This is a genomic window from Streptomyces diversicolor (assembly GCF_057537855.1).
Window position 1 is genome coordinate 1 of the sequence record NZ_BAAJXA010000030.1, and the last position, 16547, is coordinate 16547.

Below are 16547 nucleotides of genomic sequence, written 5' to 3' on the forward strand. Positions count from 1 at the left end.
GCGCCCGCCCTGGACCACCGGGCGGACATCGAGGACCGGGATGCGGCCGACGGCGGTGTCCCCGCTCGCCGGAGACCGCTCCCGGGAGGGCGGCCGGGCCTCGCCACGGCCCGCCGGCGCCACGGCGCCGTCCGTCCGTTCCTGTGCCATGGCGTCGGCCGTCCGCTTCTGCGCCACGGCGTCGGCATTCCGCTCGTGCGCCAGGGCGTCGGCATTCCGCTCCGGTGCCACGGCGTCGGCCGTCCGCTCCGGCGGCCCGGCCGCCGTGCCGTTCCTGCTGCTTGTCGGGGGTGGTGACGAGGGGTGCCTGGCGGGCATGACCGCTCCTGTCCGCGTCAACGTGGGTGTGTGGGCGGATGGGTGTGGGGAGGTGGGTCCTGCGGGGTGGCCGTGACGCCCCTGAGGGGCGTACCGCAGGAGCCTTCCCACCCTATTCGGGTGAGCAATCCGGGACTTCGTTAACTACTCACGCGTATGCCCGCGCACAAGACCGGCCCCGCGCGGTGGGAGCGGTTCCGCAGGCACCGGCGCGCCGGTACCTGCGGGAGTCCGCCCGGCGGGCCCGGCCGCACACCGCACGACCCCCGCGCACACCGGCGCGGAAATGGCCGGTTCCGTCCCGGCCGGATACGTCCGGGGCTCGCAGGCGATGCCCGGCGGGGCCCGGGCCGACACCGGTACCGTCGTCACAGACGACGAGACGCACGTCGCCGTGCGCCTCCCCGAGCAACCGCGCCGAGGTGGAATGTGAAGGCGATCCGCCGGTTCACCGTCCGTCCCGTTCTCCCCGAGCCCCTGAGCCCGCTGAGCGACCTGGCGCGCAACCTGCGCTGGTCCTGGCACGCGGAAACGCGCGACCTGTTCCAGTCCGTCGACCCCGGCCGCTGGGCCACCTCGGGCGGCGACCCGGTACGGCTCCTGGGCAGCGTGCCCCCCGCGCGCCTGGCCGAGCTGGCCGGGGACCGCCGCTTCTTGCGCCGGCTCACCGCCGTCGCCGACGACCTCGACGACTACCTCAGCAGGGGCCGCTGGTACCAGGCGCAGCCCGCCGGACTGCCCCGTGCCGTCGCCTACTTCTCGCCCGAGTTCGGCATCACCGCCGCCCTGCCCCAGTACTCCGGCGGCCTCGGCATCCTCGCCGGCGACCATCTGAAGGCGGCCAGCGACCTGGGCGTACCCCTGATCGGGGTCGGACTGCTCTACCGGCACGGCTACTTCCGGCAGACCCTGTCACGGGACGGCTGGCAGCAGGAGCACTATCCCGTCCTCGACCCCCACGAACTGCCGCTGACGCCGCTCAAGGAGCAGGACGGCAGCCCGGCCCAGGTCTCGCTCGCGCTGCCCGGCGGCCGACGGCTGCGCGCCCGTATCTGGGTCGCACAGGTGGGCCGGGTGCCGCTGCTGATGCTCGACTCGGACATCGAGGAGAACGACCACGGCGAACGCGGCGTCACCGACCGGCTGTACGGCGGCGGCAGCGAGCACCGGCTGCTCCAGGAAATGCTCCTCGGCATAGGAGGAGTGCGGGCGGTACGCGCATACGGCCGGCTGACCGGCCACCCCGGACCCGAGGTCTTCCACACCAACGAGGGGCACGCGGGCTTCCTCGGCCTGGAACGGATCGCCGAACTCTGCGCGGGCGGACAGGACTTCGACGCGGCGCTGGAGGCCGTGCGGGCCGGGACCGTGTTCACCACCCACACCCCGGTCCCGGCCGGCATCGACCGCTTCGACCGGGAACTGGTCGCCCGCCACTTCGGCCCCGACGCCGAACTCCCCGGCATCGACGTCGAACGGATCCTGCACCTGGGGATGGAGACCTACCCGGGCGGCGAGCCGAACCTGTTCAACATGGCCGTGATGGGCCTGCGGCTGGCCCAGCGCGCCAACGGCGTCTCCCTGCTGCACGGCAGGGTCAGCCGCGAGATGTTCTCCGGGCTGTGGCCGGGATTCGACCCCGACGAGGTGCCGATCACCTCCGTCACCAACGGGGTGCATGTCCCCACCTGGGTCGCCCCTCAGATGCTGCGGCTCGGTGTCGGGGACACCGGAAACATCGGAAACATCGGGGACGTCCGGGACGTCGGGGCGCGGCACGCCGAGGACACGCCCGCCGACGACGGCGCGGAGCGCTGGGACCGGTTCGCGGGCGTAGCGGACCAGGACCTGTGGGAACTGCGCCGGGAACTGCGCGAGCAGTTGGTGGCGGAGGTACGGGAGCGGCTGCGTGCCTCCTGGCGGCAGCGCGGCGCCGGCACCGCCGAACTGGGCTGGATCGACGGCGTCCTGGACCCCGACGTGCTCACCATCGGCTTCGCCCGGCGGGTCCCGTCGTACAAGCGCCTCACCTTGATGCTGCGCGACCGGGACCGGCTGATGGATCTCCTGCTGCACCCCGAGCGGCCCGTCCAGATCGTGGTCGCGGGCAAGGCACACCCCGCGGACGACGGCGGCAAGCGGCTGGTGCAGGAACTCGTCCGGTTCGCCGACGACCCGCGGGTGCGCCACCGCATCGTGTTCCTGCCGGACTACGGCATCGCGATGGCGCAGAAGCTCTACCCGGGCTGCGACATCTGGCTGAACAACCCGCTGCGCCCGCTGGAGGCATGCGGCACCTCCGGGATGAAGGCGGCCCTCAACGGCTGCCTCAACCTGTCGGTGCTGGACGGCTGGTGGGACGAGTGGTTCCAGCCGGACCTCGGCTGGGCCGTCCCGACCGCGGACGGGCCGGGCACGGACCCCGAGCGGCGCGACGACATCGAGGCCGCCGCCCTCTACGACCTGCTGGAACAGCGGGTGACCCCGCGCTTCTACGAGCGGGGGCGCGGCGGGCTGCCCGACCGCTGGATCGAGATGGTCCGCCGGACCCTGACCCTGCTCGGGCCCAAGGTGTCGGCGAGCCGCATGGTCCGCGAGTACGTGGATCGGCTCTACGCGCCCGCCGCGCACGCGCATCGCGCGCTGACTGCGGACGCGGCCCGCGAACTCGCCGCCTGGAAGGCACGGGTGCGGGCGGCCTGGCACGGCGTCAGCGTCGACCACGTGGAGACGACGGCTTCGGCCGCCACCGCGGAACTGGGGGCCACCGTCGGCCTCAGGGTGGTCGTCGGACTCGGCGGCCTCGGGCCCGACGACGTCGAGGTGCAGGCCGTGTCCGGCCGGGTCGACCCGGAGGACCGCATCTCCGACGCGACGGCGGTGCCGCTGAAGGCCGCGGGCGGGGTGGAGGCGGGGGGACGGTGGCTGTACGAGGGTTCGCTGTCGCTGGACCGTACCGGGCCCTACGGTTACACCGTGCGTGTGCTGCCCGCGCATCGGTTGCTGGCGTCGGGGGCGGAGTTGGGCGTGGTGGCGGTCCCGGCGGAGGATGTTGTTGCCGGGGCGGGAGTCCTGTTGCGCTGACCGCTTGGCTGGGCCAGGGGCGCCGTTGTGAGATGGGCCGTCGGTTGGCTGCGGACCGTTATGGCTGGTCGCGCAGTTCCCCGCGCCCCTTTGGTGGGTGGTCGCGCTGGGTTTTTCCTGCGGGTGTCTTGTGGCCGGTCGTGCAGTTCCCCCGAGTTGACCCCTTCGATTCCGTGACCTTGAGGTGAACCCCTGCGGGCAATGGGACTGGATCCAGGGCGCGACCGGGCAGCCGATCGCCGCGGCGATCGCTGACGAATGGGCCGCGCGCAGGGACGCCCGCAGGCCGAAGCCTGGTGACCGCAAGGCCGTCCCCCTCGGCGACGGTCCGGAGCGCGGCGGGCACGTCGAACCGGACGCCCCGCGCGGGATGCTGGAGTGGGACGGCCACCAGTGGACCCCGAGCGGTGTGGCCGACGACCACGCCACGGCTGCGCGGGAAACAGACCAACAGGACGAGGCGGAGCGCGTACCCCTTCCACCCTTCAGCCACCTGCCCGCCGCACCGGAGCCATGGCGGCCCACCGAGGTGTTCCACCGGCCCTGACCCCCGAGCTGCCGGCCCGGTAGTCCTCCGGGCGGAGTTGTGCGGGGCCACCCCGAGGGCCGGCTCCGGGGAACGGTTCGCATAGCGGACGTGAATATCCGGTCAACGAACCAATTCCGGCCAAACTTTTGACGCAGTCCTGACAGGTAACGCGATCTCCTGCCACTCTTCCCACGACCGACTCACCGCATTCCACGGCGCCACCGATGGCACCCGAGCCGGCCCGCACCTGGTTCCGCGTCACACCCCGTTCTGCCCGGAGGACCGACCCGGTCTCCGGACCACCTGGCCGCACACGACCGCGGCCACGCAGAAGGAGTCAGCGTTGAGAAGCAGTTCACCGTCCGGACGTGCCTCACCGAAACCGGCCGTCGCATCCCGGCAGTCGAGGGCCGGGGCCCCCGCTCGCGCGACGTCGGCGGACCGGGCGGCCGGAGGCTGACCTCCGCGTGAACCGCACGCCACCGCGGCGGGAACGGCACGCCGACCCCCGGGACAGCTCCCGGGCGCGACCCGGCTTCACCTGTCCACTCCGTTTCCCGGACAGCCGGTTTTCGGCCAACATCACATCAGGGTCCTGACATGTACACGTCCTTGGTGTCACCCTTCCTTCACCCGCCGCAGCACAGCAAGTTCGCCACTCCCTCCGGCCGGTGCCCCCGCACCGCCCGGACTCCCCCACACGAAGGAGCTTGAGTGAGCCCCCTCTACGCGCGTCACAAGCGCACCACCCTGGCCATCGCCACCGCTGTCGCGGCCGGCTCCCTGCTCGCCACCGGCCTGGCCACAAGCGCCTCCGCGCAGACCCCGGCCCGGGCCGCCGCCGCGAAGCCGCTCGCCGCCGCCCCGGCCACCCTGTCGGCCGCGGCCCGCGGCGAACTGGTCCAGCAGGCACAGGCCGACGCCGCCGGCACCGCCCGCACCATAGGTCTCGGCGCCAAGGAGAAACTGGTCGTCAAGGACGTCGTGAAGGACGTCGACGGCAGCGTCCACACCCGTTACGAGCGCACCTACGCGGGCCTGCCGGTGCTCGGCGGCGACCTGATCGTGCACTCCTCCGCGTCCGGCCGGACCGAGGGCGTCACCAAGGCCACGAAGCACACCATCGAGGTGGCCTCGCTCACGCCGCGCATCGACGCGGCCAAGGCCGAGAAGCAGGCGCTGACCGCCGCCGAGGCGGCCGGCTCGGCCAGGACCGAGGCCGACGGCGCGCGCAAGGTGATCTGGGCCGGCTCCGGCAAGCCCGTCCTCGCCTACGAGACGGTCGTCGGCGGCCTCCAGGACGACGGCACCCCGAACGAGCTGCACGTCATCACCGACGCGGCCACCGGCGAAAAGCTCTACGAGTACCAGGGCATCGAGACCGGCACCGGCAAGACCCTCTACTCCGGCACGGTCACCCTGGGCACCACGCTGTCCGGGTCGACGTACCAGCTGTACGACACCACGCGCGGCGGCCACAAGACGTACAACCTGGCCCGCGGGACCTCCGGCACCGGCACCCTGTTCACCGACGCCGACGACGTCTGGGGCACCGGCACCGCCTCCAGCTCCTCCACGGACCAGACGGCCGCCGCAGACGCCGCCTACGGCGCCCAGGTCACCTGGGACTTCTACAAGAACACCTTCGGCCGCAACGGCATCAAGAACAACGGCCAGGCCGCCTACTCGCGCGTCCACTACGGCAACGCCTACGTCAACGCCTTCTGGTCCGACAGCTGCTTCTGCATGACCTACGGCGACGGCTCCGGCAACACGCACCCGCTGACCTCGCTCGACGTGGCCGGCCACGAGATGAGCCACGGCGTCACCTCCAACACCGCGGGCCTCAACTACTCGGGTGAGTCCGGCGGTCTGAACGAGGCCACCTCCGACATCTTCGGCACCGGCGTCGAGTTCTACGCGAACAACGCCTCCGACGTCGGTGACTACCTCATCGGCGAGAAGATCAACATCAACGGCGACGGCACCCCGCTGCGCTACATGGACAAGCCCAGCAAGGACGGCGCCTCCGCCGACTACTGGTCCTCCAGCGTGGGCGGCAAGGACGTGCACTACTCGTCCGGCGTCGCCAACCACTTCTTCTACCTGCTGTCGGAGGGCAGCGGCGCGAAGACGATCAACGGGGTGTCCTACAACTCCCCGACGTACAACGGCTCCACGGTCACCGGTATCGGCCGGGCCAAGGCGCTGCAGATCTGGTACAAGGCGCTGACCACGTACATGACGTCCACGACCAACTACAAGGCCGCCCGCACGGCGACCCTGAACGCGGCCACCGCCCTGTACGGCTCCGGCAGCGCCGAGTACAACGCCGTGGCCGCCGCCTGGACGGCGGTCAACGTCACCTGATCCGAGGAGAAACGGCAGGGCGGCCCCCCAGGAGGAAGGCATTCCGGGGGGCCGCCCTACCCTTGGGTGACATGTCTTCGGCAGACTTCACCTACGAGCCGGTCGGCGCGACCCGCGAGGACCTGACCGCCTGCCCGCCCGGCTTCCACGCCCTGCATGTGCGCACGCGCATCGGCGAGGGCGAACAGGTGTTCCGCCGGGCCGCGGAGACGGTCCTCACCTGGGAGATGCACCGCGCACTGGGCGTGGGCATCGATGCCGGCGCCGACCGCGCGGCCCCCGGCGTCGACGTCACGGTCACCCTGGCCGGTCTGGTCAGGGCCCCCTGCCGCGTCGTGTGGACGGTGGCGGAACCCCGCCGGGCCGGCTGGGCGTACGGCACCCTGGAGGGCCACCCGGAGTGCGGCGAGGAGGCGTTCGTGGTCGACCGCACCGGAGACGGCACGGTCTGGCTGACCGTCGCGGCCTTCAGCCGCCCCCGCGCCTGGTACGCCCGGGCAGGCGGCCCGGCCACCAGAGCCCTCCAACACGCCTACGCCCGCCGTTGCGGAACCGTACTGCGAAAGCTGTGCGGCGAGGACACCTGACCGCGCGAGGAAGCCTTGCGGCAGTTGCGCAGTTCCCCGCGCCTCCCTCCGGGGGCCGAGCCAATCGGTTGACTGCGAGCGGAGTGTGGCTGAGCGCGCAGTTCCCCGCGCCCCTTCCGGGGCCAAGCCAATCGGCTGACTGCGAGTGGCTGGGCGCGCCCGCACCCGGACACCCAGCGCGACCACCCACCAAAGGGGCGCGGGGAACTGCGCGACCAGCCACAACGGTCCGCAGCCAACCGACGGCAGAAACCCCCGGAGGGGGCGCGGGCGAGTGTGCGGCTTGAGGGCCCGCAGATTGTCCGGCGAGTGCTGGGCCTGTCCCAAGCTTCAGGAAACCGTCGGTCAGACAGTGGAGGCCCCGAACAGCGCTCGGGTCAGAACGCCTACCGGGGCCGGCGGGTGGAGCGGCTACGCGCCCCGAACGAATACCGGGCAGTCCGGAGAGTCGAGCCATACCCGTTCGCTGTCGCCGTCCACGGTCAGCCCGAAGCGAGTGAAGCCGGGGCGGCCCTGCTTCTCCCACCAGCGGTAGGCAGTTTCTGCCTCGTCCCACAGCTTGCGCGGGCCCGACTGCCAGACGCGTGCCGTTGCGCTGTCCCGGAACATCACGCACGCCCATGAGCGGTCGGTGAGCCCGTAGAACCATACGGGCCGTGCCCCCTCGCGCTTACCCGCGACCACGCTTGCACAGTCGGGCACGCGTACCCCCAGCGCGAAGGCTTGCGGGCTGAACCGCTCGCCCACGAAATCAGCTTCCGTGACCGTGGTGGACGACTTGTCGCCATCGGCCACGCTGCCCGTGACGTACTCGGAGTGCACCACGGGCGAACGGCGCTGAGCCCGGAGTTTCATGAATTCCACGGGCCCCGTGAAGGGACCTGACGCGCTCTGTCCGTCGTGGGCAACGACCAGTCGCGCCACAGCGTCCCCGTCGGTGTAGTGCGTCCCCCACGGGGCGACGATCAACCCGCCCGGTCGGCACTGCTCAACCCATGCGAAGGGGATGGACCGGAGTCCGCAGGTGGCAATGATCCGGTCGTACGGCGCCGCCTTCGGATAGCCCTTGAAGCCATCCCCGTGCACCACGCGCACGGGCGAGCCGAACCGCTCAAGTGCCGCCCGCGCGGCCTCCGTCACAGCTCTGTCCACCTCCACTGTGACCACGTTCTCGGCCCCGAGCCGGTGAGCCAGCAAGGCAGCGTTCCAGCCGGTTCCCGTGCCGATCTCCAAGACCCGGTTTCCGGGCTGCACGTCCAGGTCCCGGAGCATGGAGAACACGACACTGGGCATGGAGGCGGAGCTGGTCGGGACTGCGCCCGGTTCGGTGCCGGAGTGCTTCCCGTCGTCCCACTGCGTGACGATCGGCTCGTCAGCGTCGGCGTGCCGCTGCCACGCTTCAGGGTCGTCTGCTTTGCTGACTGCCATGCTGCGCGCGGTGCCCATGTCGAATGGCCACATGAGATCCGGCAGGAACGCGGAGCGGGGCACGGCGGAGAAAGCGGGGGCCCAGTCGGACGACAAGCGGCCGTCAGCCCTGAGCGCCTGCCCCACCTCCGCGCGGTCGGGGTACTTGCCGTTGGCGCTGGCACTCACTGGCGGAACAGCCCTAACGACTTGGGCGGGTTGGGCACGCCGGGACCGCCGTCGGGCGTCGGCGGGTCGGCGGGACCCGGCCACGGCTCGCCCGGAAGTCCGTCGCCACCGTCGCCATTACCGTCACCGCCGTTGTTCAGGATGACATTCACCGTGTCTCCTCCTTCGGTCTGCCGACGCGGGACCCTCCCACGCCTGTGATACCCGTCCGGCTGTCTCCGCTTCACGGGGCGTGCGACGGGACGGGGGCTTGAACCGCAGCCCGCAGGCGCGGGCGGCGTCGAGCTGGACCTGCTTGTACTCGGCACGGGCCATGGACGTCGGATGGTTGACCCATCGGCAGCCCAGTGCGGACAGGACTCCGCCGAGGCCGGCGCGGGCCTGGGCCGCGGCGAACCGCTCCTCGGGCCCGGTCATGCCGTCGGGGAACTGGAACGCCCCGGGGGCGCGGTAGTACACCGCGCCGACCCGGGACAGGCCCACCGAGCGCTGAGCGGTGGCCAGTTCGCCCGCCCATCCGTGCCCCTGGTCGATCCGGCCCGTCAGCGAAAGCCGCTGAGGGAAATCCGCGGTGTCCATGCGGAACACCTCGATCCCTCGGCCGGTCAGCTCGGTCACAACGCGATCGGTCGGCCAGTCTTCGTTGGCCGCGATCACCAGGACATGAAGGGGCATGAGCTAGTCCTTCGGCCCCTCGTCCAGGGGCGGGGGTTCGTCATCGAACCGTCCGGCACGGTCGGGGTGTGGGCGTTGGCCATGCACGTCAACAGGCCCCCGTCATAAGACACCTTGACCTGGCGGGCAGGATCGTAGACGCAGGCCGGGACCGTGACAGCTTCGGTCGCGTCCGGGGCGCGGGCGAACCGCAGGGCCCAGGGCCGCGTGTCCGGCCCCGACGGGGCTTCCGCGCTGAGCGGCAGCCTGCCGCAGGCGAGCGGGTCCGCTTCCCGCGCCCGGTCCGTGGTGGTGGTCAACGGCTCTCTCTTTCTGTCAGTTGATTACGGGAGCCGGGCCGGGGTGGCTGGAGCAACGAGGCGACCCGCCCCAGTCGGTGATCGCGGAGTCGTCACACGGTCATCAGCTGCGCGACCCGGGTGAACTCCTCTTCCAGGCAGTCGCGTCCGAGGGCCGCGAATTCCTGGTCGAGGTCCGCCGGTGTCACGTCGCGCAGCTCCACCATCGTGCGGGCGGCCCGGACCCACGGCGCCCACGGCGACCCGTACTTCACCTGCTCCATGTGACACCCCGGGATGGGCTGGAGCGTCACGGGGTGGTGGAGGGGCCCGACGACTCCCCACGCGGGCACGTGTCTCGCCCAAGCCGCCACGAATCGTCCACCGCGGAGCGCGTTGCAGAGCTGGATGGAGATCCCGGCGCACGGCACACACACGGGCGGACTCGTCGTCCGCTCCCCCTCCCGGATCGCGCCGACGCTGTCCCGCAGGAGAAACAGATGCGGACCGCCCGGGTCCGGCGGCATCCGACCGCAGACCTGGCACATCATGTTCAGCATCGCCCGACGCTGCCGGTACGGATGGACGTTCCGCAGCTGCGGGCTGCCACGGCGCCGCTTCGCCCGCAGCGCGTACCGGGCCCAGAGCACGCCGAAGCTGTCGCGGTCGTACGGCGTCTCATCCACGTACCCGATCCCCGGGACCACGCGGCGGCGGGTGATCGGACACGACAGCAGCCTTTCCTCACTCCAACCGGCGATGTACGGGACAACACCTGACGGTGCCGAAGGCAACACGATCGAGAACCTTCCTTTGTCGAAACGAGGGTGGTGGGCCCGCCGGCCCCCGCGGGGGAGAATCGGGAGCGGGAAGCCGGCGAGCGCCTGGGGGCTCCGGTCGCCCCCTGGGGCGCGAGCGACCGGAGCCGGTCATGGGGTCAGCGGCCGACACCGGCCACGAGGGCGGCCATCAGGACGGCGAGGACCAGGACGTAGAGGAGTTGTCCGGTCGGGCTGTCCGGCCTCATGCGCATCGCTGCCGTTCCTCCCGATGGGCGCGTCGAGTTGATGGCGGGCCATCTGTGAGGCAGACGGGTCTTGCGCCGTGCCACGGAGATCACCCCTCTGCCTTCGGGGCGCAGTCCGTGTGCCAGTACGCCACCAGCGGAGGGGCGTCACGGCGGGCCGGCATCCCCCGGCGGCACGCCTCAAGGCTCTTGATCGGGTTACCGCATGACGGGCACGTCTCACCGGGCGGGGCGTACGTCGTGTATTCCATCTGCCGCGCGTCGCTGCCTACTTCGGCCCACCGGAGAGTTCGCGGGAGTCTGGTTGTAGCTTTGGGCACTGTCGTCAACCCCTTGATGGTTGGTGGCCGAGCCCCCGGACGTTCGCCGCGTCGCGGGGGTCCTTGCTGTTCGGCACACAGGTTGTGCCGTCTGAAGAGCTTCAGCCGGGCAGAGGGCCTCGGGGAACCGCGAACGGGGAACCCCGCAAGGCATTTGGGGAACCCTGCTGGGGTTCACAGGGCTACTCTGACGAGGAGATCACTTCTGTCTCTCCAGGGGCGCTCATGGATGACCGCACAACCCGACGCAGCCGGTATGCGCTGACGATCCCTGACACGCTGCTTCACAGTGAGGGGATGCGCCGAGCCTGCGCGGCCCGGGACTTCCAAGAGATCTTCCGTCTCGTTAACAGGCGTACGGGTTCTAGTTATGCGGTGATCGCCTCAGCAGTCGGCAAGATGACCAGTGGCCGCGTGAGTGACATCATCCGTGGCGTCCGTAGCATTCGAGGACAAGAAGTGATCGAACGGGTGTGTGATGGATTTGGCATTCCCGGAGAAATGCTGAGCGTACCTGCAAGGCCGTGGGAGAAATCGCTTCCGATCGGTGACCTTGCGTCGAACAGAAATGCAGAGCTGGATTACTCGGTCGAGACCATCGAAAACCCTGATCTGGTAACTGTTGCAGGTCTGCGGCAACAGGTTCAGACTCTGGATTCACGGTATGCGACCGAGCCGTCTACTGTGCTGGTTGCCGAGACCGGAAGGCTCCTGGGAAAGCTCACTCAGTGGCTGGGTAGCAGCGCTCCGTACCCTGTAAGCCGAGATGTGCAGGCTGCTGTAGCCGAAACCTCCACCTTCATGGGTCAATTGGTTTGGGACGCTTCTGGGAGAACTGACCACGTCACGGCTCGTACTTACTTTGGCCAGGCGGTCAACGCGGCGCGAGAATTGGGAGATCCCGTATCGGAAGGGCTGGCGCTGCTTCGTACGGCGTTCGTAGCCCTCTACGGAGAGAAGAATCCTTCCGCAGGACTTGAACTGACCCTGGAAACAGCGGAGAAGGTGCAAAAATCCAGCAATATTCTGGGCGGTCTTGCATTCCTGCATTCTGCGGAAGCGTATGCCATGCTGCGTCGGCGGATCGAGTGCGAAAAATCACTTCGTGCGGCAGAGAGTTTCCTCGGGCGGGCCGATTCGAATGATGCGGGATTTTCCATGATGTCCCCGGGACAATTCGGCCGCCTTGCCGGTTCGTGTTTTTTGTTCCTCGGCGACGCCCCCAAGGCCGAGGCTCTGCTGCGAGAAAGCGTCACAGAGGTTCGGGATAAATCAAAGTCTCAAGCGATCATCCTTGGGAATCTGGCACTGGCGCGTATCCAGCAGAAGAAGGTTGACGAGGCTGTTGGGACCCTCCACAGGGCGATTGAAGTCGTGGAAGGAAACCGCGGTGGTGGCGGACTGAACCTGATCTTCAAGGCAGGCAAGGAACTGCAATCCTGGAACGACCTTTCAGGCGTGCGGGACCTTAATGGTCGACTTTTCGGATTGATCGCAGCTTGAGGGAGGGAATGGCGAGTGAACGCCGATGGCATCGGGAAGGAAAAGCAGAAGATTCGGGAGGGGGTATGGTCGCTGCTTGACAGTAAGAAAGCGGTATTGACCGAAGCGGCCGGACGCATCCCGTTTTTCTTTGGTGCAGATTCCGCCGCTCTCCGCCTCGCCGCGCATCCTGCATGGAAGGCGTCTAGCGTCATCAAGGCAGTTCCGGACAAAGCTCAGATGGCTGTGAGAGAGCGGGCTCTCAAGGAAGGAAAGCGAGTTTACATGGCAGCACCAAAACTTGCCGCTGCCAAGCCCTTCTATTTCCTGGATCCCGAAGCTCTCACCATTTCTGCCAGTGAAGCCGCCGACAGGCGAACAGCGGCCCAATATGCAATCCCTGTAGACCTTGATGAAATGCCACCCGTTGATCTAGTGGTATGCGGCAGTGTGGCCGTCAACTCGCGCGGGGCTCGACTCGGCAAAGGTGCTGGCTACGCGGATATTGAAGTGGCCCTTCTGCAAGAAGCTGGACTGATAGGGCCTGACGTACTCATCGCAACTACGGTGCATGAGTTGCAAGTGATCGATAGAGAGATTCCGGAATCTGCCCATGACTTCCGGGTCGACCTAATTATCACACCGGACCGAATCATTGAATGTCCGCCCCATCGGCGGCCTCGGGGGATTATCTGGGACTCTCTGAACCCGAAGATGATCGCGGAGATTCCAGCTCTGGCAAACCGAAGGTCTTGAATGGTCAGCGCTGATTGTCTCCACCAGGTCACCCGGCCGATCGGCCGCCCTCATGTGCCCTTTGTGTGCCCTGGCCCGTCCGGTCGTCGGGAGTAGAGCGCCTCGGTCGCGTCATGCCCACCCCTTCCCCGCACTGCGGGCGCGCATGCGTGTCCGCGGACGTCATCAACGACGCGGCCCGACGTCTCATGTCCCGGCCCGCCGACCAGGCCCGGGCGGCCCTGGGTGGGCCGTGAGGCGGCCGCAGATGCGCTGAAACGTCTTGGACACGGTGTCTGGGGGAAGCCACCCGCCGGTCTCCGTCGCTGGAGAGCAGCTGATGCATGGAACGGCGCCTCCATGGTGAGGGGTAAGTGCCGCGCGATGAGGTGCGGGCCGGACTGTCAGGTGACCGCGGTCAGCTGCGCGACCCGGGTGAACTCCTCTTCCAGGCGGTCGCGTCCGAGGGCCGCGAACTCGCGGTCGAGGTCCGCCGGTGTCACGTCGCGCAGCTCCACCATCGTGCGAGCGGCCCGGACCCACGGTGCCCACTCCGACCCGTACTTCACCTGCTCCATGTGGCACCCCGGGATCGGCTGGAGTGTCACGGGGTGGTGGAGGGGCCCGACGACTCCCCACGCTGGCACGCGCCGGGCCCATGCCGCCACGAACCGCCCCCCGCGCAGGGCCCGGCAGAGCTGGATGGAGATCCCGGCGCAGGGCACGCACACCGGCGGGCTCGTCGTCCGCTCCCCCTCCCGGATCGCGCCGACGCTGTCCCGCAGGAGAAACAGATGCGGACCATGTGGGTCCGGCGGCATACGGGAGCAGACCTGGCACATCATGTTCAGCATCGCTCGACGCTGCCGGTAGGGGTGGACGTTCCGCAGCTGCGGGCTGCCCCGGCGCCGCTTGGGCCGCAGCGCGTACCGGGCCCAGAGCACACCGAAACTGTCCCGGTCGTACGGGGTTTCATCCACGTACGCGATCCCCGGGGCCACGCGGCGGCGGGTGATCGGACACTTCAGGAGCTTTTCCTCGCTCCATCCGGCGATGTACGGGACAACATCTGGCGGTGCCGGAGGCAACACGATCGAGAACCTTCCTTTGTCGAAACGAGGGTGGTGGGCCCGCCGGCCCCCACGGGAGAGAGTCGGGAGCGGGAAGCCGGCGGGCGCCTGGGGGCTCCGGTCGCCCCCTGGGGCGCGAGCGACCGGAGCCGGTCATCGGGTCAGCGGCCGATACCGGCCACGAGCGCGCCCATGAGAGCGGCCAGAACCAGGGCGTAGAAGAACTGGCCCCACGGACTGTCCGGCCTCATACGCATCGCCGCCTCTCTTCCCGGGCGGCCTCGACCGAAGCGACGTAGGACTCCAGGAGCCCCTTCCCCAAATCGCGCAGGTGAGCAGCCACGTAGCGGCGACATCTTCGACCGGCGGCATGAGGGGCCGGATGGTCACCGCAGTAACCCCGTCCGGACGACGGCGGAGCACTCGGCGAGGGTGGGGCTGATCTGGTCGCCGTTGATCAGTTTCCGCGGCTCGGTAGTGCCCTCGATCCACGGAGGGTTGTCCCACCGCACGCCCCGGCTCGGCGGGAGGGCGATCCAGCCGTCCCGGCCGGTGCGGACCTCGACCGACTCGTCCACCGCGGTATAGCGCCCAGTCGCCGGGAGGACCAGCAGGACATAGGTGTCAGGATGCGCGATCAGGCACGGGACCGGGGTGTCGCGGTCGAGCAGGACCATGGCGGCCATGCCGACCTGCCGGGGGACAAGGACTGCGTCGAACCGCTGGGTGTGAGCAATGAGTCCGGCGCCGGGTGCGGACTCCAGCGCGGCCGTCAGGGATGTCTCGTCCAGACTGCCGGCGCCCGGGCCAGGGTGCGCGCCCGGGATCGGGCAGTCGGTCCGGCCGCACGTACAGCCCTGCTTGGGCCGGTACCGGTGGCCGAGCGCAAGGGGCCACTCCAGCGCGAGGTACGCCCTCGCCGCTGCGGCCGCGTTTCGGGTATTGATCGGCTCCATTGCCGATACCCCCAGGTGATCACATCGGTACGAGCAGTGACCACTCCAGGTTTGCGCGCCGCCAAGGGGCCGACCCTGAGAATTCTTCAGGGGCGCTCCGGTACAACTGAGCGCCCCCTGTGGCCCTTCGGGCTAGCTGACGAGTTCCATGTTCCGGATGAGCCCGGACAGGGCGGATGCCTGCGAGGGCACCCCGACCCGGGCGAGGTCGGAGACCAGGGCGCGGGCCATCGGGTCGGCGTAGACGTAGTAAGGCGCCTGCCCGGCGGCCTCGCGCAACTTCACGACCGCGGAGGCGCTGCGCCCCATCCGGTGCAGCGCGCGCGCCTTGTCGATCGCGAAATGCGTCTTGCGCTCCTTGCTCGGGACGGCGTCGACGTTCGCCCTCGGTACCCGCTTGAGCCCCGTCTCAGGCTGGTCGACCTCGACTCCGGCCTCAGCTGCGTGGACGGCCACGGTGCCCCGCCCGAACACCGTTTGAGCCTCCAAGTCGTACCAGCCGTCACCGAGCCGGTCGGCGTCCTCCAGCGCAGCATCGATGCGTGCCCACGCGTCCCCGGCCCGCCCGCCGCGGGCGTGGCCGATCGCCGCCCGCAGGTGCAGCGCGCCCCGCAGGGACACGGCCCGCTCGTCGGCGCCCCGGGCGCTCGCGTACGGCTCCAGGTCCCGGAGCGCTGCGTCAGCGACGGCGACCGCCTCTCTGAGCGTGGCCTGATGGAGCAGCGCCCCGCACCGGTCCCATGCGACGGCGGCTTTCGTGACCGGGTCGCCGAGCTGCGTCGCCGAGCCGGCCGCGACCTCAGCCGCGGACCACGCCAAGTCCGGGTAGCCGAGCTGGTTGAGGCACATGCGCGCCGTGCGGGCGGCGTCCACCAGGAGCCGGAGGGCGTCCTCCCGGCCAGAGCCGTCGATGACGAGGAGCGCGGTGTTCAAGTCCTCGACCAGGGACGGGAGAAGGGTAGCCACCTTCGGGAGGTTCGCCGCTTGGCGTGCGGAGTTGGCCTGCTGTGACCGGCGGCTCAACGTGGCCAGGTCGACCGGCGCCCCGGTGGGGCTCAGGCCCGGGTGCCCCGAGAGGATGAGCCCGCTCCGGCGCAGGCCGGTGCGCAGTGCCGGAATGTGGGCGTGCGCGAGGGACCCGCCGTTGCGCTGGAGGCGGTAGGGCTGGCCGAGGAGCCAGACCACGTCAACGTCACACCGCTCGGCAATCGCGGTGATGACGCTGAATCGGTCGAGTGCTAGCCGTCCGTTCTCGACGCCGGCGACCCAATCGGTCGAGCGGTCGAGGAAGTCCGCCAGCTCAACTTGGGTCAAACCGGCGGCATTACGGGCGATACGAACGCGGGTACCGATGTGCTCGTCACTGCTGAGGGGCATACGGGTGCTCCGTTCTGGCCTAGGCACTCAAAACGCTACTCCGAACCGCGCCCCCGAGCCGCCCTCGCACCGCAACAACGGGATCGTCGTCTCCGCGCTGCGGGTCCGGCGGGCGCTGATGGCCAGTCCCGCGCGGACGGCGG

Annotated in this window: 14 protein-coding genes and 1 pseudogene; 6 read left to right on the top strand and 9 right to left on the bottom strand. The window is 69.6% G+C overall.

The features are described 5' to 3' along the window. Positions 1-318 (bottom strand): annotated as a pseudogene (locus AC27LF_RS30390) (hypothetical protein); the annotation flags it as partial. A gap of 429 nt (positions 319-747) precedes the next feature. On the opposite strand from AC27LF_RS30390, the gene AC27LF_RS30395 reads away from it, so the two are divergent. The 4 genes from AC27LF_RS30395 (at position 748) to AC27LF_RS30410 (ending at position 6888) form a co-directional block, all read left to right on the top strand. Further along, positions 748-3402: a glycosyltransferase family 1 protein gene (locus AC27LF_RS30395; protein ID WP_479657298.1), complete on the top strand. Its 2655-nt coding sequence runs from the start codon at positions 748-750 to the stop codon at positions 3400-3402. Between the two features lie 184 nt (positions 3403-3586). Beyond that, positions 3587-3949 (top strand): DUF6087 family protein, encoded by a 363-nt coding sequence (locus AC27LF_RS30400; RefSeq protein WP_479657297.1) that lies wholly within the window; start codon positions 3587-3589, stop codon positions 3947-3949. Between the two features lie 696 nt (positions 3950-4645). Continuing rightward, on the top strand, positions 4646-6301 hold the full coding sequence (locus tag AC27LF_RS30405; RefSeq protein ID WP_479657296.1) for a M4 family metallopeptidase: 1656 nt from the start codon (positions 4646-4648) through the stop codon (positions 6299-6301). Positions 6302-6372: 71 nt separating this feature from the next. Next, complete coding sequence (locus AC27LF_RS30410) at positions 6373-6888, top strand: DUF1990 domain-containing protein (protein ID WP_479657295.1); 516 nt, start codon at positions 6373-6375, stop codon at positions 6886-6888. 411 nt (positions 6889-7299) lie between these two features. Here the strand turns inward: AC27LF_RS30410 and AC27LF_RS30415 are convergent, their stop codons facing one another. The 5 genes from AC27LF_RS30415 to AC27LF_RS30435 all read right to left on the bottom strand — a co-directional run bounded on the left by AC27LF_RS30415 (position 7300) and on the right by AC27LF_RS30435 (position 10123). Further along, positions 7300-8484, bottom strand: a complete 1185-nt coding sequence (locus AC27LF_RS30415) for a methyltransferase domain-containing protein (protein WP_479657294.1) — start codon at positions 8482-8484, stop codon at positions 7300-7302. Further along, the gene (locus AC27LF_RS30420; RefSeq protein WP_479657293.1) at positions 8481-8636 is read right to left on the bottom strand and encodes a hypothetical protein; all 156 of its coding nucleotides are present in this window, start codon (positions 8634-8636) and stop codon (positions 8481-8483) included. The genes AC27LF_RS30415 and AC27LF_RS30420 overlap by 4 nt, the downstream gene beginning before the upstream one ends. Beyond that, entirely contained in the window at positions 8608-9159 is a 552-nt protein-coding gene (locus AC27LF_RS30425) for an MvdC/MvdD family ATP grasp protein (protein WP_479657292.1), read from the bottom strand. Before AC27LF_RS30425 ends, AC27LF_RS30420 begins: the two co-directional genes overlap by 29 nt. Next, entirely contained in the window at positions 9138-9458 is a 321-nt protein-coding gene (gene tgmA / locus AC27LF_RS30430) for a putative ATP-grasp-modified RiPP (protein WP_479657291.1), read from the bottom strand. Before tgmA ends, AC27LF_RS30425 begins: the two co-directional genes overlap by 22 nt. Before the next feature lie 92 nt (positions 9459-9550). Further along, positions 9551-10123, bottom strand: a complete 573-nt coding sequence (locus AC27LF_RS30435; RefSeq protein WP_479657290.1) for a hypothetical protein — start codon at positions 10121-10123, stop codon at positions 9551-9553. 886 nt (positions 10124-11009) lie between these two features. On the opposite strand from AC27LF_RS30435, the gene AC27LF_RS30440 reads away from it, so the two are divergent. Next, positions 11010-12287 carry an NsdA family TPR-like regulatory protein gene (locus AC27LF_RS30440; protein WP_479657289.1) on the top strand — a complete coding sequence of 426 codons (1278 nt, stop codon included), beginning with the start codon at positions 11010-11012 and terminating at the stop codon, positions 12285-12287. A 15-nt stretch (positions 12288-12302) separates the two neighbouring features. Further along, positions 12303-13022 carry a 5-formyltetrahydrofolate cyclo-ligase gene (locus AC27LF_RS30445; protein WP_479657288.1) on the top strand — a complete coding sequence of 240 codons (720 nt, stop codon included), beginning with the start codon at positions 12303-12305 and terminating at the stop codon, positions 13020-13022. A gap of 383 nt (positions 13023-13405) precedes the next feature. On the opposite strand, the gene AC27LF_RS30450 is transcribed toward AC27LF_RS30445, so the two are convergent. The 3 genes from AC27LF_RS30450 to AC27LF_RS30460 form a co-directional block, all read right to left on the bottom strand. Then, a complete protein-coding gene (locus tag AC27LF_RS30450; protein WP_479657287.1) occupies positions 13406-13981 on the bottom strand; it encodes a hypothetical protein in 576 nt (191 codons plus the stop codon). Positions 13982-14457: 476 nt separating this feature from the next. After that, complete coding sequence (locus AC27LF_RS30455; protein ID WP_479657286.1) at positions 14458-15027, bottom strand: hypothetical protein; 570 nt, start codon at positions 15025-15027, stop codon at positions 14458-14460. Positions 15028-15159: 132 nt separating this feature from the next. Next, entirely contained in the window at positions 15160-16404 is a 1245-nt protein-coding gene (locus AC27LF_RS30460) for a helix-turn-helix domain-containing protein (protein WP_479657285.1), read from the bottom strand. Positions 16405-16547: the final 143 nt, after the last annotated feature.

Bases quoted from the DNA above. Each gene is read 5' to 3' on its own strand.
- AC27LF_RS30460 (WP_479657285.1), bottom strand. From the start codon at position 16,404: ATGCCCCTCAGCAGTGACGAGCACATCGGTACCCGCGTTCGTATCGCC.
- AC27LF_RS30455 (WP_479657286.1), bottom strand. From the start codon at position 15,027: ATGGAGCCGATCAATACCCGAAACGCGGCCGCAGCGGCGAGGGCGTAC.
- AC27LF_RS30425 (WP_479657292.1), bottom strand. From the start codon at position 9,159: ATGCCCCTTCATGTCCTGGTGATCGCGGCCAACGAAGACTGGCCGACC.
- AC27LF_RS30440 (WP_479657289.1), top strand. From the start codon at position 11,010: ATGGATGACCGCACAACCCGACGCAGCCGGTATGCGCTGACGATCCCT.
- AC27LF_RS30410 (WP_479657295.1), top strand. From the start codon at position 6,373: ATGTCTTCGGCAGACTTCACCTACGAGCCGGTCGGCGCGACCCGCGAG.